This window comes from Mesorhizobium sp. WSM3868 (assembly GCF_002294785.1).
GTDB lineage: Bacteria > Pseudomonadota > Alphaproteobacteria > Rhizobiales > Rhizobiaceae > Mesorhizobium.
On sequence record NZ_NSGB01000006.1, the window covers coordinates 277496 to 302112 of the forward strand.

The window sequence follows — 24617 nt, forward strand, 5'->3', positions numbered from 1 at the left end:
AATTTGCCGTGGATGACGCGGCCGGCAGCAATGGGTTCTTGACGATGCAATATGTGAGTACCCGCGGGGATGCGCCCGTGCTTGGATTTTCGGACGCGGTGCTGGCCGGACTGGCGCGCGACGGCGGGCTTTACCTGCCGCGCGAATGGCCGCAGTTCTCGTCCGCCGATATTCGCGCGATGCGCGGCCTCGCCTATCCCGACCTTGCCATCCGCGTCTTGACACCCTTCCTCGGCGGCGAGATCGCCGCACCCGTCTTCGAACGGCTGGTGCGTGAAGCCTACGCGACTTTCCGGCACGATGCGGTCTGCCCGCTGGTGCAGACGGGCAAAAACACCTTCATCCTCGAGCTCTTCCACGGCCCGACGCTGGCCTTCAAGGACGTGGCGATGCAGCTGCTCGCGCGGCTGATGGACCATGTGCTGGTCGAACGGGGCAACCGCGCGACCATCGTCGGCGCCACCTCCGGCGACACCGGGGGCGCGGCAATAGACGCCTTCGCCGGCCGCGACCGCACCGATATCTTCATCCTTTTCCCCAACGGCAAGGTCTCGCCGGTGCAGCAGCGGCAGATGACGACGTCGAGCGCGGCGAACGTGCACGCGCTGTCGATCGAAGGCAATTTCGACGATTGCCAGGGCCTGGTGAAGGATATGTTCAACGACCACGGCTTCCGCGACAGGGTGTCGCTGTCGGGCGTCAATTCGATCAACTGGGCCCGCATCATGGCCCAGATCGTCTATTACTTCTCCTCGGCGCTGTCGCTGGGCGCGCCCGACCGGCCGGTGTCATTCACCGTGCCGACCGGCAATTTCGGCGATATTTTCGCCGGTTATGCCGCCAAGCGAATGGGGCTGCCGGTCGAGCGGCTGATCATCGCCACCAACGACAACGACATATTGGCGCGCACGCTTGCAAGCGGCGAATACCGCACCAAGGGCGTGTTCGCCACCACCTCGCCGTCGATGGACATCCAGGTGTCCTCGAACTTCGAGCGGCTGCTGTTCGAGGCGGCGGGCCGGGATGCCGCGACGGTCAGGCGCTACATGAACGGGCTGAAGCAGTCCGGCGCCTTCACCGTCGAAGCGGGCGAAATGGCGAGGATCCGTACAGAGTTCGACGCCGGCCGCGCCAGCGTCGACGAGGTCGCGGCAACCATCCGCCAGACGCTTGCAGCGAGCAGCTATCTGCTCGATCCGCACACGGCCGCCGCCATGCACGTAGCGGCCGGCCATATGTCGGGCGCCGTGCCCATGGTGGTTCTCGGCACCGCGCATCCGGCCAAATTCCCGGCGGCGGTCAAGGCCGCCAGCGGCGTTACGCCAGCGCTGCCCGCTTGGCTCGCCGGCTTGATGACAGCCGACGAAAAGTACACCATACTTCCATCCGAGCTGAAAATGGTGGAAGAATACGTGAGCCGCCACACGCGGGCGGCCCGTTAGGGAGTAGTTGCCATATGGGTGTTGAGGTAAGCCGTCTGTCGAACGGCCTGACGGTCGCCACCGAAACCCTTCCAAGCCTCGAATCCGTTGCCCTTGGCGCCTGGGTCAAGTCGGGCGCACGCAATGAACGCGACGAAGAGCACGGCATGGCCCATCTGCTCGAGCACATGGCTTTCAAGGGAACGAAACGGCGCAGCGCCTTCGAGATCGCCTCGGAAATCGAGAATGTCGGCGGCGAGATCAACGCCGCCACCAGCGTCGAGACGACCTCCTACTACGCCAGGGTGCTTTCCGCCGACGTGCCGCTCGCGGTCGACATCCTGGCCGACATCCTGCAGGAATCGGAGTTCGATCCGGAGGAACTGGAGCGCGAGCAGCATGTGATCCTGCAGGAGATCGGCGCCGCGCACGACACGCCCGACGACATCGTTTTCGACCGTTTCACCGAAACCGCCTTCCGCCACCAGACCATTGGCCGCTCGATCCTCGGCACGCCGGAGACGGTCAAATCCTTCACCTCCAGGCAGTTGCACGATTTCATTGAACGGCAATATGGCGCCGAGCGCATGGTGATCGTGGCCGCCGGCGACATCAAGCACGACAATTTTGTGCGCGAGGTGGAAAGGCAGCTCGGCGGCTTCCGCGCCAAGGCCACCAGCAACATCCCGCAATATGCGCAATATGTCGGCGGCGACTTCCGCGAGGACCGCGACCTGATGGACGCGCAGATCGTGCTCGGCTTCGAGGGCCGCGCCTACCATGTGCGCGACTTCTACGCCTCGCAGGTGCTGTCGATGATCCTCGGCGGCGGCATGTCGTCGAGGCTGTTCCAGGAAGTGCGCGAGAAGCGCGGCCTGTGCTATTCGGTCTATGCCTTCCACTGGGGCTTTTCCGACACCGGCATTTTCGGTGTGCATGCGGCGACCGGACAGAGTGATATCGCCAAGCTGGTGCCGGTCATCATCGACGAATTGCAGAAGGCCGGGGAAAGCATCCAGCAGGATGAGCTCGACCGCGCACGCGCGCAATATCGGGCCGGCCTCATCATGTCGGCCGAAAGCCCGGCAAGCCGCGCCTCGCAGATCGCCAGGCAGTTGCTGCTGTTCGGGCGGCCGATCGCCAAGGAGGAGTTGATGGAGCGGCTGGCGGCGCTGACGGTCGAGCGGCTGACCGATCTCTCCTCGCGGCTGTTCTCGACCAAGCCGACGCTGACGGCGGTCGGCCCCGTGGGCACGCTGGCGCCCTACGAGGCGATCCTCGAATCGCTTGCGGGCCCGCAGACGACGGCTCGCAGGCTCGCCGTCTAACCTTCGTTCCAAAGTCGTGTTCGCGCTTCCTTTCTTTCGCCGCGACCTGCCGGCACTGAAGGGCGAAAAGGTCACGTTGCGCGTGCCTTTGACCAACGACTACCGCGAATGGTCGACGCTGCGCGGCGAAAGCCGCGCCTTTCTGGAGCCATGGGAGCCGCGCTGGCAGCCTGACGAGCTCGACCGCACCGCCTGGCGGCTGCGCATCGGCCGCTACCGCGAGGACTATGCGCAAGGCACGGCCATTGCCTTCTTCATCTTCGAGAAGTCGAGCGGCAAGCTCGCCGGCGGCATCACGCTCGGCAACATCCGCCACGGTGTCGCGCAAAGCGGCCACATCGGCTACTGGATCGGCGAGCGCTTCGGCGGCCGTGGACTGATGACCGACGCGGTCAAGGTGGTGTCGCGTTTTGCCTTCGATACGCTGCGGTTGCACCGGATCGAGGCTGCCTGTATTCCCGACAACGCACGGTCGATCCGCGTGCTTGAAAAAGCCGGATTCCGGCGCGAAGGACTTCTCAGATCCTATCTCCGGATCAACGGCATCTGGCAGGATCACTACCTCTACGCCCGGATCGCGGACGATCCGCCGGGTGATGGAACGAAGGGCTGATATGTGACGACTTTTTCGCGAATCGCGTCGCTGTTCGCCCTCATCCTGGCGCTCTTCGTCACGCTTTCAGCGGTTGCGCCGGCATTGGCCGTCGAGCCGATCAAGATTGCCCGCGACGACAAGGCGCTCGACCTTTCGGGCGCAGTCGAGATCTACCGGAACCAGGGCGAGAATTTCCAGGTCTCGACCGCGCCCGGCCCCGACGGCATCGTGCGGCGCATCGAGGTCGAGGCCAATGACGCGCGCTCGACCGGCGACTGGGCGGTGTTCGCGCTCGCCAACACCACCGACCAGCAGCTCGACAGGCTGATCGTCGCGCCGCATTTCCGCCTGGTGAATTCCGGTATTTTCTGGCCCGATCTCGGCTCGACGCGCATCGCGGCGATCACGCCCAGCGAAGGCTTCGCGCTCGACCGCCAGACCAGCCCCGACGCCGATGTGTTCCGAGTGACGCTCAACCCCGGAACGGTCGTCACCTTCATCGCCGAGCTCGCCTCGCCCAAGCTGCCACAGGTCTATCTGTGGGACCCGGAATCCTACAAGGACTCGGTCAATTCCTACACGCTGTTCCGCGGCATCGTCATCGGCATCGCCGGCCTCTTGGCGCTGTTCCTGACCATCCTGTTCGTCGTCAAGGGAACCTCGATGTTCCCGGCCACCGCCGCGCTTGCCTGGGCGGTGCTCGCCTATATCTGCGTCGATTTCGGCTTCCTCAACAAGGTCATCGAAATCTCGCCCGGCAACGAGCAGATGTGGCGGGCCGGTACTGAGGTGGCGCTGGCGGGTACCTTCGTGGTGTTCCTGTTCGCCTATCTCAACCTCAACCGATGGCACGGCCATTTCAGCTACGGCGCGCTGGTCTGGATCCTCGGGCTGCTACTGATTGCCGGCGTGGCCATCGTCGATCCGGCGGTCGCCGCCGGCATCGCCCGCATCTCGTTTGCCGCCACCGCGCTCACCGGCCTCGGCCTCATCATCTTCCTCGGAATTCGCGGCTATGACCGCGCGATCATGCTGGTGCCGAGCTGGGTGATGGTGCTGCTCTGGCTATGCGGCTCGTGGATGGCGATCACCGGCATGCTGGACAACGACATCGCCCAGCCGGCGCTCGGCGGCGGTCTGATCCTGATCATCCTGTTGATCGGCTTCACCGTCATGCAGCACGCTTTTGCCGGCGGCGCGCTGCACCAGGGCCTGTTTTCCGACCTCGAGCGCCAGGCGCTTGCAGTCGCCGGCTCGGGCGACATCGTTTGGGACTGGGACGTGCTGCGCGACCGCGTGGTGACCAAGCCCGACATCAGCCTGCAGCTCGGCCTTGCCCCCAACAGCCTTTCGGGCGCCGCCCGCAACTGGCTGCCGGTGCTGCATGCCGACGACCGCGACACCTTCCGCACCACGCTGGACGTGGTGCTGGAGCACCGCCGCGGTCGCGTGGCCCAGAATTTCCGCCTGCGCGGCGCCGACGGGCATTATCATTGGTTCTCGCTGCGCGCCCGTCCCGTGATCGGGTCGGATGGCGAGGTGATCCGCTGCGTCGGCACCATGGTCGACGTGACCGAGCAGAAGAAGTCCGAGGAAAGGCTGCTGCACGACGCCGTGCACGACAACCTGACCGGCCTGCCTAACCGCGAGCTGTTCATGAACCGGCTGGAGGCGATCATCTCGATCGCCCGCACCGAGGACAAGGTGCGCCCGACCGTCTTCGTCATCGACATCGACCGTTTCAAGCAGGTCAATGACGGGCTCGGCATTTCGGCCGGCGACACCATCCTGCTGACCATTGCGCGCCGGCTGCACCGGCTCTTGAAGCCCAAGGATTCGCTGTCGCGCTTTGCCGGCGACCAGTTCGCGCTGATGCTGCTGTCGGAACAGGATCCGGCCCGCATCGCCGCCATGGCCGATGCCATCAAGCATGCGATCAACAATCCGATCACCTTTGCCAAGCGCGAGATCGTGCTCACCGCCTCGATCGGCCTGATCACCTGGACGACGGCGCAAACCTCGTCGGAGGACATGGTCAAGGACGCCGAGCTTGCCATGCATCAGGCCAAGCGTTTCGGCGGCGACAGGATCGAGCCGTTCCGGCCGGCCTTCCGCACCGTCGGCACCGACAGGCTGCAGTTCGAATCCGACCTTCGCCGCGCCATCGAGCGCCGCGAATTCACGCTCGCCTACCAGCCGATCGTGCGGCTGGAGGATGGCAGCGTCGCCGGCTTCGAGGCGCTGCTCAGATGGGACCATCCGCGGCGCGGCATGATCCCGCCGGGAGACTTCATCCCGGTGGCTGAGAATTGCGGCCTGATCGTGCAGCTCGGCCTGTTCGCCATGCAGCAGGCGGCCGAGGATCTGGCGGCCTGGCAGAAGCAGATCGGCGACGCGCCGCTGTCGGTTTCGGTCAACCTCTCCAGCCGGCAGCTCATCCGCCGCGACCTGGTCAGCGACGTGCGCTCCGTCATTGCGCGGGCCAACTTGAAGCCGCGCTGCTTCCGGCTCGAACTCACCGAATCGCTGGTGATGGACAATCCCGAGCAGACCGCGCATGTGCTGACCAAGCTCAAGCAGCTCGGCATCGGACTGTCGCTCGACGATTTCGGCACCGGCTATTCATCGCTCTCCTACCTGACGCGCTTCCCCTTCGACACGATCAAGATCGACAAGAGCTTCGTCGACGACGCAACGCCGAAACGTGCGGTGCTGCTCAAGTCCATGGTCAACATGGCCCATGAGCTTGGCCTGTCGGTCGTCGCCGAAGGAATCTCCGACGAGAGCGACGCGCTGGAGCTGCGCCAGATGGGCTGCGAATATGTCCAGAGCTTCATGTTCGGCGCGCCGATGCCCGGCGACCAGGTGCTGAAGACGCTGAGGGAGCAGTACCCGCTCACGCAGGCTTAGAGGGCGTTGCTTCGGCGCTTACGAACTGCGGTGACCTTCCAACTCGTCATCACCCTAAACGCTCAGAGCGCCGCCATTCCTCAGAGCTGATGACGAAGCCAAGGCGGGTTCGACTGATCCCGCAGGTCGGCAAAGGCGTTTAAGCGTGCCCCGCGGCGGCGCTCAAATGGGCGAGATCGATGCCGATCGAGGCAAGGATGCGATCGTATTTGCGCTCGATGTCGGCGTCGAACAGCAGCTCAGGCGTCGCCGGGCAGGTCAGCCAGCCATTCTCGGCGATCTCGCTTTCGAGCTGGCCTGCGCCCCAGCCGGAATAGCCGAGCGCCATCAGGGCATGACGCGGCCCGCGACCCGTCGAGATGGCGCGCAGGATGTCGACCGTGGCGGTCAGGCAGATGTCGTCGGAGACGTTGAGCGAGGATTCCACGCGATAGTCGCCGGAATGCAGCACGAAGCCGCGGCTGCGGTCGACAGGCCCGCCATTGCGCACGACGAAATCGCGGGCATGCGCCGGCAAGCGGATGGCTTCCTGCTCGTTCACGATGCCAAGCTGCACCAGAAGGTCCGGGAACAGCATCTGCTGCGTCTGATTGATGATCAGGCCCATGGCGCCCTCGTCGCTGTGGGCGCAGATATAGATGACGGAGCGCGTGAAGCGGTCGTCCTTCATGCCGGGCATGGCAATCAGGAACTGATCGTCGAGAAAGCCGCGTCCGGCCAACTTCTTTTTGTGACGCAACAAGTCCATGGAGCTGAGGGTAACCCGTTTCCGCGGCGCCGAAAAGATGGTCAGGCTGCCCGATGTCACGCAAATATGATACGGGCGGGAACATGAAATCATTGCGCGGCCAAGAACGGGCGATCAAATCACCGTCATGCGATACCTGAAAATTGTGGCGCTCGGCGCCGTCGTCGGCCTGGCAGCGGGGCAGCCGGCCGAGGCATCATCCTCGGCCTGGTACAACAGCGAAGGCGGCAAGGTGCGGCTGGTGACCAGCGGCAAGCCGGACGAGACGGGCAAGATCCACGGCGTGCTCGACATCGCGCTGAAGCCAGGCTGGAAAACCTATTGGCGCGATCCCGGCGACGCCGGTGTGCCGCCGCAGATCGACATCTCGGCCAGCACCAACATCGCAGATGCAAAGCTGTCGTTTCCGCCGCCGCAGCGCCACGACGACGGCTACGGCAAATGGGCCGGCTACGACCGTCCCGTATCGCTGCCGGTGACCTTCACGCTGTCGGCGCCCGACCAGCCGGCGACGATCGATGCCAACGTCTTTCTCGGCATTTGCGAGACGATCTGCATTCCGGTGCAAACGAGGCTCAGCCTCGATCCTGCTTCCGATCCGGACAACCCCACCGACGCGGCGCTGGTGAAGACGGCGCTTGCAACGCTCCCTGCCCCGGCGCGACCTGATTTCGGCATCCGCGTGCTGCCCGGCGATCACGAGACGCTCATCGTCGAGGCGCATTCGCCCGGCGATGCCGAGTCCGTCGACTTTTTCATCGCGGGCGAGCGCGACTATATGTTCGGCGCGCCGGTGCGCAGCGAGAAGGACGGCAAGCTTGTTTTCACCGTGCCGATCCTCGACCGGCCGTCGGCGACGCCCACGGATGGCGGGCTCTACTACACGCTGACAAGCGCCGAAGGTGCGGTGGACGGGATGCTGCCTTTCCCTTGAGCCAATTCGTCGTGGAGCCGCAATTCCGAATGGAAAACCGCTGGGCACTTTTCCTGGCATTGCTCTGAACGGTTGCGGAATGCGCCCCGGTTCGATATCGCAGGCACAGATCCTTCCCAATCTCCCGAACGAGGAAACCATGACCATTTCGGTTGGCGAAAAACTGCCCGAGGCGACTTTCAAGGTGATGACCGCCGATGGCGCCAAGCCGATGACCAGCGCCGAGATTTTCGCCGGCAAGAAGGTGGTGCTGTTCGGCGTTCCCGGCGCCTTCACGCCGACCTGCAGCAACAACCATCTGCCGGGCTATCTCGAGAACCACGACGCCATCGTGGCGCGCGGCGTCGACACTATCGCGGTCGTCTCGGTCAACGACGTCCATGTCATGGGCGCCTGGGCACGCTTCACCGGTGGCGAAGGCAAGATCCTCTATCTCGCCGACGGCAGCGGAGACTTCGCCAAGTCGGTCGGACTCGACAACGACCTTTCCGCGAACGGCATGGGGCTGCGCTCGAAGCGCTTTTCGATGATCGTCGATGACAGCAAGGTCGTGGCGCTCAATGTCGAAGCCAAGCCGGGTGTCGACGAGAGTGGGGCGGCCAAGATCCTCGAGCAGCTCTGATGCTCGACATCGTCTGGCGCGCCATCGCGATCGGCATCGGCGCCACGGTCTTCATGGACGTCTGGGCGATTATCCTCAACAAGGCGTTCGGGCTGCCGCGGCCGAATTGGGGCATGGTCGGCCGCTGGGTCCGGCATCTGCCCGAGAAGGTCTTCCATGACGATATCAGTCAGGCCGCCCTCTACACGCATGAAAAGGCGCTGGGCTGGGCGTTCCACTATCTCGTCGGAATTCTCTACGGCGTGATCCTGATCGTGCTGGCGGGAACGGGCTGGCTGGCGGCGCCGACCTTCCTGCCGGCCTTCATCCTCGGCATCGTCACCGTCGGCGCCGGCTGGTTCCTGCTGGCGCCCGGCATGGGCGCCGGCTGGGCAGCGTCGAGGACGCCCAACCCGATGCTGGTGCGCGCGCTCAACCTCGTCTCGCACACGGTCTTCGCCCTCGGCCTGTTCTCCACGGCGCTGGCGATCCGGTAGAGAACGTCAGGCGCGTCAATAGCTCTGCGTCGAACGCCTGGCCGCCGGCTTACGGGTCGGAGCACCAGCCTTCTGCGGCGCAGCCGCAACCAGTGCCGGCCGCGCCTGCTTCGGCTTGAACGGCGCCATGCCTTGCCTTGCCAGTTCGTCGGCGCGCTCGTTCTCCGGGTGGCCGGCATGGCCCTTCACCCAATGCCAGATAACCTTGTGGCGCCTGTTGGCCTCGTCGAGCGCCTGCCAGAGCTCACCGTTCTTGACCGGCTTCCTCTCGCCGGTCTTCCAGCCGTTCTTCTTCCAGCCATGGATCCATTTGGAAATGCCGTCCATGACGTATTTGCTGTCGGTATAGAGATCGACCGTGCACGGCTCCTTCAGCGCATCGAGCGCGCTGATGGCGGCAAGCAGTTCCATGCGGTTGTTGGTGGTCTCGGCCTCGCCGCCCGACAGCTCCTTGGTGACGCCGTTGTAGCGCAGCACCGCGCCCCAGCCGCCCGGCCCGGGATTGCCCGAGCAGGCGCCGTCGGTGAAGATCTCGATTTGCTTGTTCATGTCAGTCCGTATTCGGATGGAGACTTGATCGCCCGGTGGAAGCGCATGCGGCGGATATATTCGGTCGGATCGCGCTTAATCACTAGCCCGCCGTTGGGAATGGTCAGCCAATCATAGAGCCTGGTCAGCATGAAGCGTAGCGCCGAGCCGCGCGCCAGCATCGGCAGCGCCGCTTTTTCCTCGCCCTCAAGCGGCCTCACCGACTGGTAGCCGGCAAGCAGCGCGGCCCCTTTGGTGAGGTTGAAGGAAAAGTCCTTCTCGAAGCACCAGGCGTTGAGGCACGTGGCGACATCATAGGCATAGAGGTCGTCGCAGGCGAAATAGAAATCGATCAGCCCCGACAGTTTCTCGCCAAGGAAGAAGACATTGTCCGGGAAGAGATCCGCGTGGATGATGCCTTGTGGCAGGTGGGTCGGCCAGTTGCGCCCAAAATCGAGGAAGTCCGCGTCGACTTCGGCCGCGAGCCCCGGCTCGACCTCGTCGGCGCGGTCGCGCGACGCCGCCCAGAGCTTGCGCCAGCCGTCGATGGCAAGCGCGTTCGGCCGCTTCATCGGGAAATCCCGCCCGGCGAGATGGAGCGCGGCCAACGCCTTGCCGACCTCGCCGCAATGCGCTGCCGTCGGGCGCCTCAGCGACAGGCCCTCGAGAAAGGTGATGATGACGGCCGGCCGCCCGGCGAGCGTGCCGATGACGGTTCCGTCATGCGCGGTGACCGGAAGCGGGCAGGAAATGCCTTTTCGCGCGAGATGGCCCATCAGGCCGAGGAAAAAGGGCAGATCGGCCTTGTCGACGCGCTTCTCGTAGAGCGTCAATATGTAGGAACCGGTGGAAGCATGGACGAGAAAATTCGAGTTCTCGGTCCCTTCGGCGATGCCCTTGTAGGACAGGAGCTCGCCCACCGGATAGGCTTTCAGAAACGCGCTGAGCTCGTTTTCGTTGACGTCGGTGTAGACGGCCATCTGGGTTTACGCGGCTCCGTTGACGAAGGCCATGTCGGCCGCCGTCAGTTCGACATCGCGCAACACCCGCATCACCGGAAAATCCTCCGTTTCCGTGGCCGTGATGGCCAGATCGATGGTGACGTCGAAGCGTTGCCGGAACGCGTCGATGATCTCGTCGACGATGATTTCCGGCGCCGAGGCGCCGGCCGACAGGCCGAGGGTCGAAATCCTGCCGATCTCATCCCACGGAATTTCGGAGGCGCGCTGCACGAGAAGCGACATCGCGGCGCCCGCGCGCTCCGCCACTTCGACAAGACGCCGCGAGTTGGACGAGTTCGGCGCGCCGACGACGAGGAAAAGGTCGGCACCGGCGGCCGTCTCCTTCACCGCCTCCTGTCGGTTGGTGGTGGCGTAGCAGATCGATTCGGCGGCCGGGGCGTGAAGCTCGGGGAAACGCTCTTGCAGCGCCCGGATGATGCCGGCGGTGTCCTCGACGGACAGCGTCGTCTGGGTGACGAAGCCAAGCGCAGCCGGGTCCGCCGGCACGAAGGTTGCCGCATCCGCCTCGGTCTCGATCAGGGTCACGGCTCCTTCCGGCAACTGGCCCATCGTACCGATCACTTCCGGATGGCCGGCATGGCCGATCAGGAGCACATGGCGGCCGAGCCGCTGGTGCCGCATCGCCTGCTTGTGCACCTTCGACACCAGCGGACAGGTGGCATCGAGGTAGAACAGGTTGCGCGCCTCGGCGTCGGCCGGCACCGATTTCGGCACCCCATGCGCGGAAAAGACGACCGGCGACTGACGATGCTCGGGCGGGATCTCGGACAATTCCTCGATGAACACCGCGCCCAGGCTCTGCAGCCCCTCGACGACATAGCGGTTGTGCACGATCTCATGGCGGACATAGACCGGCGCGCCGTATTTCTTCAGCGCCAGCACGACGATCTGGATGGCACGGTCGACGCCGGCGCAGAAGCCGCGCGGCTGGCAAAGCCTGATCGTCAGCGGTGGCTTTTTTTCAATCATCAAAACGGGCCGGTTCAGTCGGAAAGCTGAAGGCGAAATGAGGCGTGCACCCCTGCCCTGTCAAGAGCGGCGCTCACTCCTCCTTCGCCGGGCGGCGAAGCCTGAGGATCAGCACCGCGGCAAGGGCGGCGGCAAGGCCATACCAGGTGACGGCATATTGCAGGTGGTTGTTCGGCAGATCGATGATGGTGACGCCGCCGACCGGCAGACCGCCGGGGTTAGGGGTCTTGTCGGCATCGATGAAGAAGGGCACCAGCACGGCTCCCGCTGGCAGCCCGGCGCTCGAGGCCATGACGTCGCGGTCCTTCCAGTAGAAGATGTTCTTGGCGACGTCGTTGTCGGGCAGCATCATCGAGGGTTTTTCGGGCAGCGGATTGCGGGCAAGCCCGGTCACCGTCACCGTGCCGGCGACCTCGCCCTGCTTCCGCTTGGCAGGATCCTTGAGATCGTAAGGCACGAAGCCGCGGTTGACGAGCACGAAGCGGCCGTCGTCGAGCCGCAGGGGCGTGTAGACATTGAAGCCCGTGTCGCCTTCCCGAGTGGCGAAGAAATGCCGTTCGCCCTGGTGCAGGAAAGTGCCGGTTACAGTCACCGGCGTGTAGTCGACATCGTGTGTGGCGGCGAATTCTTTCTCGACATCGGTCAGTGGCAACGGTGCCGCATGGGTGCGCTTGTCGATGGTATCGATCAGCCCTTCCTTCCAGTGCAAGCGCTGGACCTGCCATGTGCCGAGGCCGAGGAGAATGGCGAACAGGACAAGGCCGAGCCCAAGCAGCAGTGCCGAGCGCGGCCGCGAAGCGCCGGCAGTCGAGGAGGTCGCATCGCTCATTGGCCGCTGTCCAGCCTGCCTTCCGCGGCCTTCTTGGAATATTGCAGGGTGATCAGCACGCCCTTGATCAGGCGCAGCGCCGCCAGGCTCAGCACCAGCGCCAGCGGTATCCACAAAATGAAATGCAGCCAGAGCGGCGGGCTTAGCGTCACTTCCATCCACAGCGCCAGGCCAACGACGATGAAGCCGATGATCAGGATGACGAAGACCGCCGGACCGTCGCCGGCATCGGCAAAGGAATAGTCGAGGCCGCAATTGTAGCAGCGCTTGCCGACGGTGAGGAAGCCGGAGAACAGCTTGCCCTCGCCGCAGCGCGGGCAATGGCCGCGCAGCCCGGCCGAGATCGGGTCGACGGGTGGCCAGATCGCCTTGTCTTCGCTCATGTCCGCACCGTAGACCCGTTCGGTTAAAAAGATAAGGCGGCCACGTCGCCGCAGCCGCCTCGTGAACTCAATCCATCGGTCTCAGTGGGCTTCGATTACCGCGCCGCTCGAGGCCCAGACATAGATCGCGGTGAACAGGAACAGCCAGACCACGTCGACGAAATGCCAGTACCAGGCGGCCGCCTCGAAGCCGAAATGCTGCTTCGGGGTGAAATCGCCCCGCATCGCCCGGATCAGGCAGACGAGCAGGAAGATGGTGCCGATGATGACGTGGAAGCCGTGGAAGCCAGTCGCCATGAAGAAGGTGGCGCCGTAGATCGAGTCCTTGAAGCCGAACGGAGCGTGCATGTACTCGTAGGCCTGCACCATGGTGAACAGCATGCCGAGGCCGACGGTCAGGATCAGGCCGTTGATCAGGCCCTTGCGGTCGCCGTGCAGCAGCGAGTGGTGCGCCCAGGTCACCGTCGTGCCCGACAGAAGCAGGATGATGGTGTTGTAGAGCGGCAGGTGGAAGGGATCGAGAACCTCCAGACCTTTTGGCGGCCAAACGCCGCCCGTGAAAGCGGTGCGGGCATATTGCGCGGCCTCGCCCGGGAATAGGCTGGCGTCGAAGAAGGCCCAGAACCAGGCGACGAAGAACATCACCTCGGAGGCGATGAACATGATCATGCCGTAGCGCAGGTGCAGCGAAACGACGCGCGTGTGGTGGCCCTCATGCGCTTCCTTGATGGTGTCCGACCACCAGGCGAACATCGTGTAGAGCACGATGATCAGGCCGATGAAAAACAGCCACGGATTGGCGATGTTGTGGCCGAAGATTGGGAAGCTGCCGGCCTTCAGATACTGCATAAGGCAAACGCCGCCGACGGCCGTGACCAATGCGCCGATCGAGCCCAGGAAAGGCCAAGGGCTGGGATTGACGAGATGGTAGTCGTGGTTCGGTTTTGCGTGCGCGTCTGCCATATCAACCCCCGAGGCTTGCTTCGGAATCTGGAACTTTGTTGCTGCTGCGAGCGGCCGGCGCGGACGACGCGATTGGCTGCTTCTTTTCGACCGGGAACATGGTGTAGGACAGGGTGATGGTCTTCAAGTCCTTCAGTTCCGGCACGTTGACGATGTCTGGATCGACATAGAACACGACCGGCATGTCCAGCGTCTCACCGGGCTTGAGCGTCGTGTCGGTGAAGCAGAAGCACTCCACCTTGTTGAAATAGGCGCCGGCCATTTCCGGCTGCACATTGAAGGAGGCGCGTCCGGTGATGGGGCGATCGAACTTGTTGGTGGCGCTGTAATGCGCCTGCGTGGTCTCGCCGATCTTGATCGTCACCGAGCGCGCGACGGGCTCGAACTGCCACGGAATGCCATTGGTGTTGGCGTCGAAGCGGATGGTGATGTCGCGGTCGAGCACGCGACCGGCATATTGCTTCTCGGCGCGCTGCGTCGTGCCGCCATAGCCGGTGACCTGGCAGAACATCTTGTAGAGCGGGACCGCCGCATAGGCCATGCCGACCATGCCAGTGAAGAAAGCAAGGCAGACCGCCACGACGATGCGGTTGCTGTTCTTCCCGATGGGTCCGGTCTCGCCGCTCATCGCCGCCTCACATCAAATTCGTCGGTATCAGGCCGGAGGCATGGTGGCCGAAGCGCACGATGGTGGCGATGTAGAAGATGATGACGAGCGCGGCCAGCGCGACGCCGATGGCAACGGAGCGGCTGCGCCGCGCCTTCCGCTGGCGTTCGGTCAAGGTGACCAGTTCGAGGTTCTTGTCGGCCACGATCATACTCCCCCCATGACGAGGGCACGCCCGACCACGCTGTCGACGAGATAGGCGGCAAAGATTGCGAAGAGATAGAGCAGCGAAAAGCCGAACAGCGCCTTGGCCGGCTTCATCGCGCGGTCGGCATCGCTCATGCCCAGCACCTTCCAGGCATACCAGACGAAGCCCAGGCCGAGCAGAACGGAGACCGCGCCATAGGCGGCGGTGGTGTAGCCGAGCAGCCATGGCAAGACGCCGACCGGCGCCAGGATCAGCGCGTAGGCAAAGATCTGGCGGCGGGTCGAGGCGTGTCCGGCGACGTTCGGCATCATCGGAATGCCGGCGCGGGCGTAGTCGTCCGACTTGAACAGCGCCAGCGCCCAGAAATGCGGCGGAGTCCAAAGGAAAATGATCAGGAAAAGAATCAGGCTTTCGAGGCTGACCGATCCGGTCACCGCCGCCCAGCCGATCACCGGCGGGATGGCGCCGGCGGCGCCGCCGATGACGATGTTCTGCGGCGTCCAGCGCTTCAGCCACATCGTGTAGATGACGGCGTAGAAGAAGATGGTGAAGGCAAGAAGCGCCGCCGACAGCCAGTTGATGAGCACGCCCAGCGTCATCACCGACAGCGCGGAGAGCACGAGGCCGAAGCTCAGCGCCTCACCCGGCGTGACGCGCCCGGCCGGCACCGGACGGCTCGCTGTCCTGGTCATCACCGCGTCGATATCGGCGTCGTACCACATGTTGAGAGCGCCCGAGGCGCCGGCGCCGATGGCAATCGCCAGGATCGCGATCACCGCCAGCAGCGGATTGATGGCGACCGGCGCCGCGACCATGCCGACAAAGGCCGTGAAGACGACCAGCGACATCACGCGCGGCTTGAGGAGGGCGAAGAAATCGCCCGCGGTGGCTTCCGACATGCGAAAGCCAACTTCCTCCATCAATTTGTGGTCGGCAAGGGCCATGCGTACTTAAAGTCCATCATTCCGTTGGCCAGGACCGCCGGGCGAGCCGGCGGTCCTGTATCTGCGGCCTTACTTGATCTTCGGCAGCTGTTCCCACTGGTGGAACGGCGGCGGCGAGGGCAGCTGCCATTCGAGCGTGGTGGCACCCTCGCCCCACGGATTGGCGCCCGCGACGCGCTTCTTCTGGAAGGCCTCGAACACGCCATAGAGGAAGATCGCAACGCCGACGGCGGCGATGTAGGAGCCGTAGGACGAGATCATGTTCCAGCCGGCAAACGCATCCGGATAGTCGACAGTGCGGCGCGGCATGCCAGCAAGGCCGAGGAAGTGCTGCGGGAAGAAGATCAGGTTGACGCCGACGAAGGTGACCCAGAAGTGGGTGTTGGCGATCACCGGCGAGTACATGTAGCCGGTCATCTTCGGGAACCAGTAGTACCAGCCGGCGAAGATGGCGAACACGGCGCCCAGCGACAGCACGTAGTGGAAGTGGGCGATCACGAAATAGGTGTCATGCAGCGAGCGGTCGAGGCCGGCATTTGCCAGCTGAACGCCGGTGACGCCACCGATCGTGAACAGGAAGATGAAGCCCAGCGCCCACAGCATCGGCGGCTTGAAGGAGATCGAGCCGCCCCACATCGTGGCGATCCAGGAGAAGATCTTCACGCCCGTCGGAACCGCGATGACCATGGTGGCGAACACGAAATAGCGCTGCGTGTCGAGCGACAGGCCGGTCGTGTACATGTGGTGCGCCCAGACGATGAAGCCGACGGCGCCGATCGCGACCATGGCGTAGGCCATGCCGAGATAGCCGAAGACCGGCTTCTTCGAGAAGGTCGAGACGATGTGGCTAACGATGCCGAAGCCCGGCAGGATCAGGATGTACACCTCGGGATGGCCGAAGAACCAGAACAGGTGCTGGAAGAGCAGCGGGTCGCCGCCCTGGTCCGGCACGAAGAAGGCGGTGCCGAAGTTGCGATCGGTGAGCAGCATGGTGATGGCGCCCGCCAGAACCGGCAGCGACAAGAGCAGCAGGAAGGCCGTGATCAGCACCGCCCAGGCGAACAGCGGCATCTTGTGCATGGTCATGCCAGGCGCGCGCATGTTGAAGATGGTGGTGATGAAATTGATCGCACCGAGAATCGACGAGGCGCCGGCGATGTGGAGCGACAGAATCGCAAGGTCCATTGCGGGGCCCGGCTGGCCGGATGTCGAGAGCGGCGGATAGATCGTCCAGCCGCCGCCGACGCCGAAGGCGCCGGGCGCGCTCGGTACGAACATCGAGCCGAGCAGCAGGAGGAAGGCCGGCGGCAGCAGCCAGAAGGAGATGTTGTTCATGCGCGGGAAGGCCATGTCCGGCGCGCCGATCATGATCGGCACCATCCAGTTGGCGAAGCCGCCGATGAGCGCCGGCATCACCATGAAGAAGATCATGATCAGGCCGTGCGCGGCGCCGAAGGCATTGTACATGCTCTTGCCGCCGTCGATGGCGGCATCACCCTGCATGCCGTAGACCATCTGCGCCAGACCGCTGAAGATCTGGATGCCCGGCTCCTGCAGCTCCATGCGGATGGCGACCGAAAGCGCGCCGCCGATAATCCCGGCCATGATCGCGAAGATCAGGTAGAGCGTGCCGATGTCCTTGTGGTTGGTCGAGTAGACCCAGCGGACCCAGCCATGCGGCCTGTGGTCGTGGTGGTCGTGAGCTGCAGCCTCTGCCATATTCCGCTCCGTTCCCTAATTCTTGCTAACCCGCGGCGTCAGTTGCCGGCGGCCGCTACCTTGTTGGTACCATCGATCTCGGCCATCAGCGCCTTGTTGGCGGCGGGCACGTCGGTCTTGGCCGTCTCCAGCCAGGTCTTGAACTGCGCGTCCGAGACGACGCGAACCGCGATTGGCATAAAGGCGTGATCCTTGCCGCAGAGCTGCGAGCACTGGCCGTAATAGAGGCCTTCCTTCTCCGCCTTGAACCAGGTCTCGTTGGTGCGGCCGGGCACGGCATCCATCTTGATGCCGAAGGACGGCACGGCGAAGGAGTGGATGACGTCGGTGGCGGTGATCAGCACGCGGGTCATGGTGTTGACCGGCACCACCAGCTCATTGTCGACGGCGAGCAGGCGCGGATAGAGATTGCGGTCTTCCTTGCCGGCCTTGGCGCGGTCACCGTCCTGAAGGATCGCCGAGTTGAAGGAGAAGCTCTTGTCGACCTGGTATTCGTAGTCCCAATTCCATTGGTTGCCGGTCGCCTTGACGGTCAGCTTGGCTTCTTCCGGCGGGGTATACTGCGCGGTGAGCAGTTGGAACGAGGGGATGGCGATGAGCAGCAGCACGATGACCGGGCCGACGGTCCAGATCACCTCGATCAGCGTGTTGTGGCTGGTCCGGGAAGGAACCGGGTTGGCGCTCGCGCGGAACCGCAGGATGACATAGGCGAGCAGGACCAGCACCAGCAGGGTGATGACCACGATGAATACGAAGGTGTAGTTTCCGAACCATTCGATTTGCCGCATCATGTCGGTCGCAGGCGCCTGGAAGGCGGTTTCCCATGGCCGCGGCTGATCCGCATAGGCGGATGCGCTGGAGAGGAGCGTGCCCGCGGCCGCAGCACCTGCCAGAAGTCTGGCGCTTGCCATGAATTTTCTCATCGCCCTCTCGTCTCCCACTTCCTGCAATCGGATCGCACCAATAACGAACGACGCCGGGATGGGGAATCCCGGTCTGTCCCTAAGGTGGTTCAAACCATACTCTATTTCCCTCCGCAAGGAAGGAGCGGGCGAAACCGTGCGGCATTTTTGCGCGCAGCCCGAAGGGCATCCCCGACCATCGCCGCCCCCGCGCCGGGTGGTCGCAATTCGGGCGAATTTGCTCTGGAAAAGCGCGTAATTGCCGGTATCTCGGCGGGCTGGCGACGGTCTCGTCCTTTACTTGGCCTTGGCGCAGCTTAAAGTGCCGTGATTCGCAATGGAGCCGTTATGACTTCCTGGCTTTCGAGACCCTTGGCGAAGGTTATCTTCCTTGCCGCCTCGCTTAGCGCCAGCGTGGCGAACGCCGCGCCGCCGCAGACCGCGGCGCCGCCCAGCGGCACGGTCAAGTCGACGCATGGCGCGTGGTCGATCATCTGCGACACGCCGGCCGGCGCGACCTCCGAGCAATGCGTGATGATGCAGAACGTCGTCGCCGAGGACCGTCCGGAGATGGGGCTTTCCGTCGTGGTGCTGCGCACCGCCGACAACAAGGCGGAGATCCTGCGGGTGCTGGCACCGCTCGGCGTGCTCTTGCCCAACGGGCTCGGCCTCAATGTCGACGGCAAGGACATCGGCCGCGCTTATTTCGTGCGCTGCTTCCAGGACGGCTGCTACGCGGAAGTGATCCTCGAGAAGCCACTGCTCGACACGCTGAAGAACGGCACGTCGGCCACCTTCATCGTGTTCCAGACGCCGGAGGAAGGCATCGGCATTCCCGTCGATCTGAAGGGATTCGCCGAAGGCTTCTCGGCTCTGCCCTAAGTCCAGCGGCGGCAACGCGGCCGCCAGTCGGCTCGCGGCGATGACGATCGCGTGTGAAGGCCGGCGATTGTCTTGATCTCACTTCGCCCCTACATCGGGGGAATGCGAAACCGCCAGCGGACAGCCCTGCCATGAACAGCCTGATCGGCCAATTCGACATTTCCGACGACCGCGTCAAAGAGATCGTCGCCGATACCATCAAGGGCGCCGACGACGGCGAACTGTTCCTCGAATACAGCGAGAACGAAGCGCTGATGTTCGACAACGGCCGGCTGAAGACGGCGAATTTCAACACCGACCAGGGTTTCGGGCTGCGCGCCGTCGCCGGCGAGGCGAGCGGCTATGCCCATTCGAGCGACCTGTCGGAAGCCTCGCTGCTGCGCGCCGCCGATGCCGTCTCCGCGGTCAAGGGCGGCTATTCCGGAATGCTTGCCGCAGCGCCCGCGCGCACCAATCGCCACCTTTACGGCGACGAGAATCCCATCCCCTCGCCCAGTTTCGAGGCCAAGGCGAAGCTGTTGCAGGAGATCGACGCCTGGCTACGCGCCGCCGATCCGCGCGTGCGCCAGGTGACGGCTTCGCTCGCCGCCTCGTGGCAGCATGTCGAGATCGTGCGCGGCGACGGCCAGGTGGTGCGCGATATCCGCCCGCTGGTCAGGATGAACGTCTCGGTGGTGGTCGGCGATGGCGACCGCCAGGAGAGCGGCTCCTACGGAATGGGCGGCCGCAAGAGCTTTGGCGAGTTCCTCACCGAGGAGAGTTGGAAGCACGCCGCGCGCGAGGCGCTGCGACAGGCGCTGGTCAATCTCGAGGCCGTTCCGGCGCCGGCAGGCACATTCGACATCGTGCTTTCCAGCGGCTGGCCGGGCGTGATGCTGCACGAGGCTGTCGGCCATGGCCTCGAGGGCGACTTCAACCGCAAGAAAACATCCGCCTTCGCCGGCCTGATGGGCAGCCAAGTAGCGGCAAAGGGCGTCACCGTCGTCGATGACGGCACCATCGCCGAGCGGCGCGGCTCGCTTACCGTGGACGACGAAGGCACGCCTTCGGCGCGCAATGTGCTGATCGAGGACGGCAAGCTGGTCGGCTACATGCAGGACCGCCAGAATGCGCGGCTGATGGGCATGAAGGCGACCGGCAACGGCCGGCGCGAAGGCTATGCCCACCAGCCGATGCCGCGCATGACCAACACCTACATGACCTCGGGCGATACCGCGCCGGAAGAGATCATCGCCTCGGTCAAGAACGGCATCTATGCCGTCTCTTTCGGCGGCGGCCAGGTCGACATCACCTCAGGCAAGTTCGTGTTCGGCTGCACCGAGGCCTACATGATCGAGGACGGCAAGGTGACGCAGCCGATCAAGGGCGCAATGCTGATCGGCAACGGGCCCGACGCCATGCACCGCGTCACCATGGTCGGCAACGACATGAAACTCGACAACGGCATCGGCATGTGCGGCAAGGCCGGACAGGGCGTGCCGGTCGGGGTCGGCCAGCCGCATCTGAGGATGAACCAGATGACGGTGGGCGGCACCAGGGTTTGAGCACGCTCAATCCGGCAGGTTTGAATAGCACTCCGCCGCTTGAGTATCTTACCTGTGTCTTACATGGGGGTAAGCTTGCGATGGCTGGTGCCGAAAAACTCATAACCACCGTCTCGACCAAGGGACCAGTGATCCTCCCCAGCGCGATCCGGAAACGGAGGGACTGGGGTGCCGGCACACGTCTGCAGGTCGAAGACACACCAGACGGTGTTCTTCTGAAGCAAGTGCCGGCCTTCACCCCGACGCGACCGGAAGACGTGGTTGGCCTGCTGCCGCACCGCGGCAAGCAGAAGACGCTTGAAGAGATGAACGCGAGTGTCCTTGCCGAAGCGCGGCGGCGCCATGCTCGCAATTGATCCCAACCTTGTCGTCAGATACCTGACGAACGACCATCCTGAACGTCACCTCGATCCGGCCGGAAAGCTCACACCTAGCTAGCCGCCGGAGCGCGAACACAATCGTGTTAGCAGATTATTAATTGTTCAATTGCTTTGGCCGACGCTTCCGACTTAACTATCAGCAGTCTTCTCGTTGCGGTGGTGTTGGCAGTGCTGCGTTCCCCTGGCGTCCTGACCTCTTCATTCCTCCTTGGCCTTTGCTCATTGATCGGTGTGACGTCGCTTTGCGTCGACACGGCGGCGGCGCAGTCGACATTGTTCAAGCGGCCATCGAGTCCGGTCGACCTGCGCTCCGCCGCAGTGGGAGGACGTACCAGCGTCCCTTATGGCTGGATCGATTTCTGCCACCGCCGGCCGAAAGAGTGCAAAGTGCCTGCCCTGCAGCCGGCGAACGTCAAGCTGACCGCGCAGAACATGCGAACCCTCAAGCGCATAAACCAGAAGGCGAACCGCGCCATCAAGCCCGTCAGCAACTATGATCACTGGGGCACGATGATGGACCACTGGGACTATCCGGTGGACGGCAAGGGCGACTGCAAGATCTACGCGCTCTACAAGCGCAAGCTTCTCATGGAAGCGGGATTTCCCCGCCAGGCGCTGCTGATGACGGTCGTGCGCGACCTGAACAACGAAGGCCACACCATCCTGACCGTGAAGACCGACAAGGGCGATCTCGTGCTCGACAATCTGGTCGACGAAGTCCGGCCCTGGAACGCGACCGGCTATTATTTCCTGAAGCGCCAGTCGCAGCAAAACCCGAATATTTGGGTATCGATCAATCAGCGCGGCGGCACGCCGAAAACCTGACGGATGCCGCCAGGCTCAACCGAGCGGCCTCGACAGCCGATACGCGCAGACCGGCGCCTCTGCCTTGCACGTTCATGGCCGAAAAATCGGCTCGCAAAGATAAGGCGCAGCCTCGACCGCGCCAACCTACTGGTTGCAGGCCGGCTCGCCCTGCTGTCCGCAAGAGAGCTTCTTCTTGGGCTGCGGCTTCTCTCGGGGGACACTCCGCTCTTGCATCCGCGGCCTCGGCTGCGAACGCAATTCCGGGCGAGGCTCCGATCTCTGCCGCCGCAGCACTTGCTCGTTAGGCCTTTCCTGCCTGAACTGGCGCTGCGCATTCTGGTTCGGCCTGTTGACCTTGAAGTTGCGCTGGACGGTGACATCCCGGCCGGCGGAACCTTCTTCGCTCTGCAGCCGGCGCACCGTCCTGCGTCTGTCGTTCCCGCTGGCCGAGCCCTGATTCTCGTCGGAGAACACGGTCGGATTGTTCCTCCTGAGCCGCTTCTGCACGGCCGGTCCATTGTCGGTTGGCCCAGCACTAACGCTCGGCAGTCTGCGGAACTTCTTGCTCTTGGCCGAGCCCTGGTTGTCATCAGAGAACACGTCGGGATTGTTCTTTCTGAGCCGCTCGCCCACGCTCGGCCGGTTCTGGGCCGGCATCCGGTTGACGGTAGGCAGCTTGCGGACCTTCCTGCCCTTGTCGCTCGCGGCGGCCGAACCTTGATCGTTCGGTTCGACCACGGATTGGCCTGCGGACAAATCCTTGCGCGTCAGCTTCCTCGGCTTGCCACCGCTCCGTTCGGATAAAGCCTTGGGACTGTTCTGCCTGAACTTCTCCCGCGCGCTCTGCCCGTTGTCGGCCGGCATGCCGTTGGCGGCGGGCAGGTTGCGGAGCTTTTTGCCCCTCTTCCGATCCGTGTCCTGCTTCCCGGTCCGGTCGGGACCGGCATTTCCCGTCGCCTCTTGGTTGCCGCCCGAGACGCCTTGCCTGCCGGGTTGCCTCTTCAACTTGTTGCCGGGCAAGTCCTGGCCGTCGAGCGCCGGCTTGCCGTTGACCAGCGGCAGTCTCTTGCCATCGGCCCCGGGCAAGGCGTGATCGGTTGAGAGCTTGCCGGTTCTGGACGAGGTCTCCGGCGAGGTGTCAGGCTGCTGGCGCTGGATAACACGCTGACCAGGCTTCGGCGGCGAGGCGCCCTGTTGCTGATTGGCCTGACGGAACTTGGCCGCCCTCTTCTGCAGGAGCGGCGGCAGGGGGACCTTGGCCGCGAGCGCATCGGCGCGGCCACCAACGGCGCCTTCCGTCGTCTTCTGGGCTGTGCGGCGGTCAAGCCGAACACCGGCGCTCGGCTGCGCGGCCCGATTGATGGTCTCGTTGTTGATCGTCGTGTTGATGGTGTTGATGACCGTCGTGTTGTGGATGTTGTTGAAGATGATGGCGTTCGGGGGAGGCACGACGTGGCGCGGCGGGTTGATGAATACGGGGATCGGCACGAATACGGGCGTCGGCAGGACGAACACGTCGATCGGCGGTGGAGGTGGCGGAAGCACGATGAAATCCGGCGGCGGCGGCGGCAGGAAGATCACCGTGATCGACGGCGGCGGTTCGAAGTCGAAATCGGGATCGTCGAAATAGAGCACCGGACGGTCGATATAGATGATTTCCTCCTCCGGCGGCGGCGGCAAATCATACTCATAGACGGTGAACTCCTCCGGCGGCTCCAGGGCAGCGTCGAAATGTTCGAGCCGCCGTCGTGCGTCCCAGGCATGCGGACCACGCGGATAGCGCCGCAGATAAGACCAGTAGGCTTCCGGCGTGTCCTCCAGCCAGGTCTCGCGCCAGGTGATCGCCTCGCGCCGCGCAGCGACAATGGCGCGCACGCGCTTAGCCATCGGATCGTGTGGATAGGCGGCGAGGAAATCCTCGTAGCCGCGCATCGTGTCGCGGTCGAGAGCCGCGATATAAGCGTCACGAGCGTCGAAATCCTGGATCGCCCTGGTCCGATTGGAGCGGGATTCGGCCTCCGAAACCTTGGGCGCGGGCGCGTCCGCGGCACGGTCGAAGAAGACGAAAGGCGCGGTGATCTTCGAGGCATGCCACGGAACTTCCGCGCCTTGCGTCATCTCGTTGACGCGCAGCCGCGTGCGGTCGAACACCTCGTCAAGCGACAACCCGCCCTCGCGTATCATTTCGGCGAGCGCCTGAGCATAGGCGCCGTAAGGGCCTTTGCCTTCCGGCGCGACCGTTCCCGGAGCCGCGTTGAACGCAATCAGCATGTTCGGGTCGGGATCGACAAGCGCGAGACCACCGGCCAGGGGCTGGCTCATCTTGGGCAAGGCATCAGGCCGCGCCGCGTCGAGCACGACGATGTTTACCTTCGTCGGCAATCCGGCCAACGACCGGGTGACATCGGAGAGCCGCATTGCCTGAAGCGGCACGTCGGCTGGACTGGCGATCTGGGCATCGACCGGAAGAAAGTAGTTCTCCCCCTCGAACTGCACGCCGTGGCCGGCAAGATAGACGAAGACGACCGCGTCGGGACCGGCGGCGGAAACCTTGCCGAGAAAATCGCGCAGCGCGCCGCGCAGCGAGTCCTGATCGACATCGCGCGCGCCGACGACGTCGAACCCTGCCGCCTGCAGGGTCTGCGCGATCAGGCCGGCGTCATTGGCGGCAGTCGCGAGCTCGCCGGACTGATAGGCGCCGTTGCCGATGACGAAGGCGAGACGTTTTTGCTCTTGCGCGAGCGCACCGGTCGCGGACGCGGCGCCAAAAGCGATGAGAACGATGAGGCTGAGGAATTTTAGAAGCGTCTGCATGGCAATGCGCTGTCCGTTACCGCCATCCGCCATCCGCTTATTTCAGTAACGCCGAAAGAGCAGGAATGTTTCCCTAACAGCG

24 protein-coding genes are annotated in these 24617 nt (G+C 64.0%); 11 read left to right on the forward strand and 13 right to left on the reverse strand.

The annotated features are described in order from the left end of the window. The first annotated feature begins 44 nt into the window (after positions 1–44). The 4 genes from thrC to CK221_RS12860 are packed head-to-tail and all read left to right on the forward strand — an operon-like array spanning position 45 to position 6254. Entirely contained in the window at positions 45–1442 is a 1398-nt protein-coding gene (gene thrC, locus CK221_RS12845; protein ID WP_095778030.1) for a threonine synthase, read from the forward strand. A gap of 14 nt (positions 1443–1456) precedes the next feature. Then, a complete protein-coding gene (locus CK221_RS12850) occupies positions 1457–2749 on the forward strand; it encodes a pitrilysin family protein (RefSeq protein WP_066997977.1) in 1293 nt (430 codons plus the stop codon). A gap of 16 nt (positions 2750–2765) precedes the next feature. Then, positions 2766–3362, forward strand: a complete 597-nt coding sequence (locus CK221_RS12855; RefSeq protein WP_066997979.1) for a GNAT family protein — start codon at positions 2766–2768, stop codon at positions 3360–3362. Positions 3363–3365: 3 nt separating this feature from the next. Then, entirely contained in the window at positions 3366–6254 is a 2889-nt protein-coding gene (locus CK221_RS12860; protein WP_095777976.1) for an EAL domain-containing protein, read from the forward strand. Between the two features lie 139 nt (positions 6255–6393). On the opposite strand, the gene CK221_RS12865 is transcribed toward CK221_RS12860, so the two are convergent. Next, on the reverse strand, positions 6394–7002 hold the full coding sequence (locus CK221_RS12865) for a YqgE/AlgH family protein (protein WP_095777977.1): 609 nt from the start codon (positions 7000–7002) through the stop codon (positions 6394–6396). 127 nt (positions 7003–7129) lie between these two features. On the opposite strand from CK221_RS12865, the gene CK221_RS12870 reads away from it, so the two are divergent. The 3 genes from CK221_RS12870 to CK221_RS12880 all read left to right on the forward strand — a co-directional run bounded on the left by CK221_RS12870 (position 7130) and on the right by CK221_RS12880 (position 9034). Next, positions 7130–7936, forward strand: a complete 807-nt coding sequence (locus CK221_RS12870) for a protein-disulfide reductase DsbD domain-containing protein (RefSeq protein WP_095777978.1) — start codon at positions 7130–7132, stop codon at positions 7934–7936. 139 nt (positions 7937–8075) lie between these two features. Next, entirely contained in the window at positions 8076–8558 is a 483-nt protein-coding gene (locus tag CK221_RS12875) for a peroxiredoxin (RefSeq protein WP_066998201.1), read from the forward strand. Next, positions 8558–9034 (forward strand): DUF2938 domain-containing protein, encoded by a 477-nt coding sequence (locus CK221_RS12880; RefSeq protein WP_095777979.1) that lies wholly within the window; start codon positions 8558–8560, stop codon positions 9032–9034. Before CK221_RS12875 ends, CK221_RS12880 begins: the two co-directional genes overlap by 1 nt. A 15-nt stretch (positions 9035–9049) precedes the next feature. On the opposite strand, the gene rnhA is transcribed toward CK221_RS12880, so the two are convergent. The 11 genes from rnhA to coxB all read right to left on the reverse strand — a co-directional run bounded on the left by rnhA (position 9050) and on the right by coxB (position 18117). Then, positions 9050–9583 carry a ribonuclease HI gene (gene rnhA / locus CK221_RS12885; protein WP_095777980.1) on the reverse strand — a complete coding sequence of 178 codons (534 nt, stop codon included), beginning with the start codon at positions 9581–9583 and terminating at the stop codon, positions 9050–9052. Continuing rightward, positions 9580–10542 carry a homoserine kinase gene (locus tag CK221_RS12890; protein WP_095777981.1) on the reverse strand — a complete coding sequence of 321 codons (963 nt, stop codon included), beginning with the start codon at positions 10540–10542 and terminating at the stop codon, positions 9580–9582. Before CK221_RS12890 ends, rnhA begins: the two co-directional genes overlap by 4 nt. Positions 10543–10548: 6 nt before the next feature. Beyond that, positions 10549–11553 (reverse strand): 4-hydroxy-3-methylbut-2-enyl diphosphate reductase, encoded by a 1005-nt coding sequence (ispH, locus tag CK221_RS12895; protein WP_095777982.1) that lies wholly within the window; start codon positions 11551–11553, stop codon positions 10549–10551. Positions 11554–11626: 73 nt separating this feature from the next. Further along, entirely contained in the window at positions 11627–12382 is a 756-nt protein-coding gene (locus CK221_RS12900; protein WP_179295118.1) for an SURF1 family protein, read from the reverse strand. Next, on the reverse strand, positions 12379–12765 hold the full coding sequence (locus CK221_RS12905; RefSeq protein WP_067327857.1) for a DUF983 domain-containing protein: 387 nt from the start codon (positions 12763–12765) through the stop codon (positions 12379–12381). The genes CK221_RS12900 and CK221_RS12905 overlap by 4 nt, the downstream gene beginning before the upstream one ends. An 81-nt stretch (positions 12766–12846) precedes the next feature. Further along, the gene (locus CK221_RS12910) at positions 12847–13728 is read right to left on the reverse strand and encodes a cytochrome c oxidase subunit 3 (RefSeq protein ID WP_095777983.1); all 882 of its coding nucleotides are present in this window, start codon (positions 13726–13728) and stop codon (positions 12847–12849) included. A gap of 1 nt (position 13729) precedes the next feature. Continuing rightward, complete coding sequence (locus tag CK221_RS12915; RefSeq protein WP_066998010.1) at positions 13730–14356, reverse strand: cytochrome c oxidase assembly protein; 627 nt, start codon at positions 14354–14356, stop codon at positions 13730–13732. Between the two features lie 7 nt (positions 14357–14363). After that, positions 14364–14546, reverse strand: coding sequence for a hypothetical protein (locus tag CK221_RS12920; protein ID WP_066998013.1), 183 nt, complete (start codon positions 14544–14546; stop codon positions 14364–14366). Next, positions 14543–15487, reverse strand: a complete 945-nt coding sequence (locus CK221_RS12925) for a heme o synthase (RefSeq protein ID WP_066998016.1) — start codon at positions 15485–15487, stop codon at positions 14543–14545. The genes CK221_RS12920 and CK221_RS12925 overlap by 4 nt, the downstream gene beginning before the upstream one ends. A 69-nt stretch (positions 15488–15556) precedes the next feature. Further along, positions 15557–17206: a cytochrome c oxidase subunit I gene (gene ctaD / locus CK221_RS12930; RefSeq protein ID WP_066998019.1), complete on the reverse strand. Its 1650-nt coding sequence runs from the start codon at positions 17204–17206 to the stop codon at positions 15557–15559. Between the two features lie 38 nt (positions 17207–17244). After that, complete coding sequence (gene coxB, locus CK221_RS12935; RefSeq protein ID WP_245299655.1) at positions 17245–18117, reverse strand: cytochrome c oxidase subunit II; 873 nt, start codon at positions 18115–18117, stop codon at positions 17245–17247. 339 nt (positions 18118–18456) lie between these two features. On the opposite strand from coxB, the gene CK221_RS12940 reads away from it, so the two are divergent. The 4 genes from CK221_RS12940 to CK221_RS12955 all read left to right on the forward strand — a co-directional run bounded on the left by CK221_RS12940 (position 18457) and on the right by CK221_RS12955 (position 21739). Next, complete coding sequence (locus tag CK221_RS12940) at positions 18457–18990, forward strand: invasion associated locus B family protein (protein ID WP_066998026.1); 534 nt, start codon at positions 18457–18459, stop codon at positions 18988–18990. 131 nt (positions 18991–19121) lie between these two features. Then, the gene (gene tldD, locus CK221_RS12945; protein ID WP_095777984.1) at positions 19122–20534 is read left to right on the forward strand and encodes a metalloprotease TldD; all 1413 of its coding nucleotides are present in this window, start codon (positions 19122–19124) and stop codon (positions 20532–20534) included. Positions 20535–20614: 80 nt separating this feature from the next. Next, positions 20615–20890, forward strand: coding sequence for an AbrB/MazE/SpoVT family DNA-binding domain-containing protein (locus CK221_RS12950; protein WP_095777985.1), 276 nt, complete (start codon positions 20615–20617; stop codon positions 20888–20890). A gap of 255 nt (positions 20891–21145) precedes the next feature. Then, positions 21146–21739, forward strand: coding sequence for a transglutaminase-like cysteine peptidase (locus CK221_RS12955; RefSeq protein ID WP_245418640.1), 594 nt, complete (start codon positions 21146–21148; stop codon positions 21737–21739). A 126-nt stretch (positions 21740–21865) separates the two neighbouring features. Here the strand turns inward: CK221_RS12955 and CK221_RS12960 are convergent, their stop codons facing one another. Beyond that, complete coding sequence (locus CK221_RS12960) at positions 21866–24535, reverse strand: caspase domain-containing protein (RefSeq protein WP_095778032.1); 2670 nt, start codon at positions 24533–24535, stop codon at positions 21866–21868. Between the last annotated feature and the right edge of the window lie 82 nt (positions 24536–24617).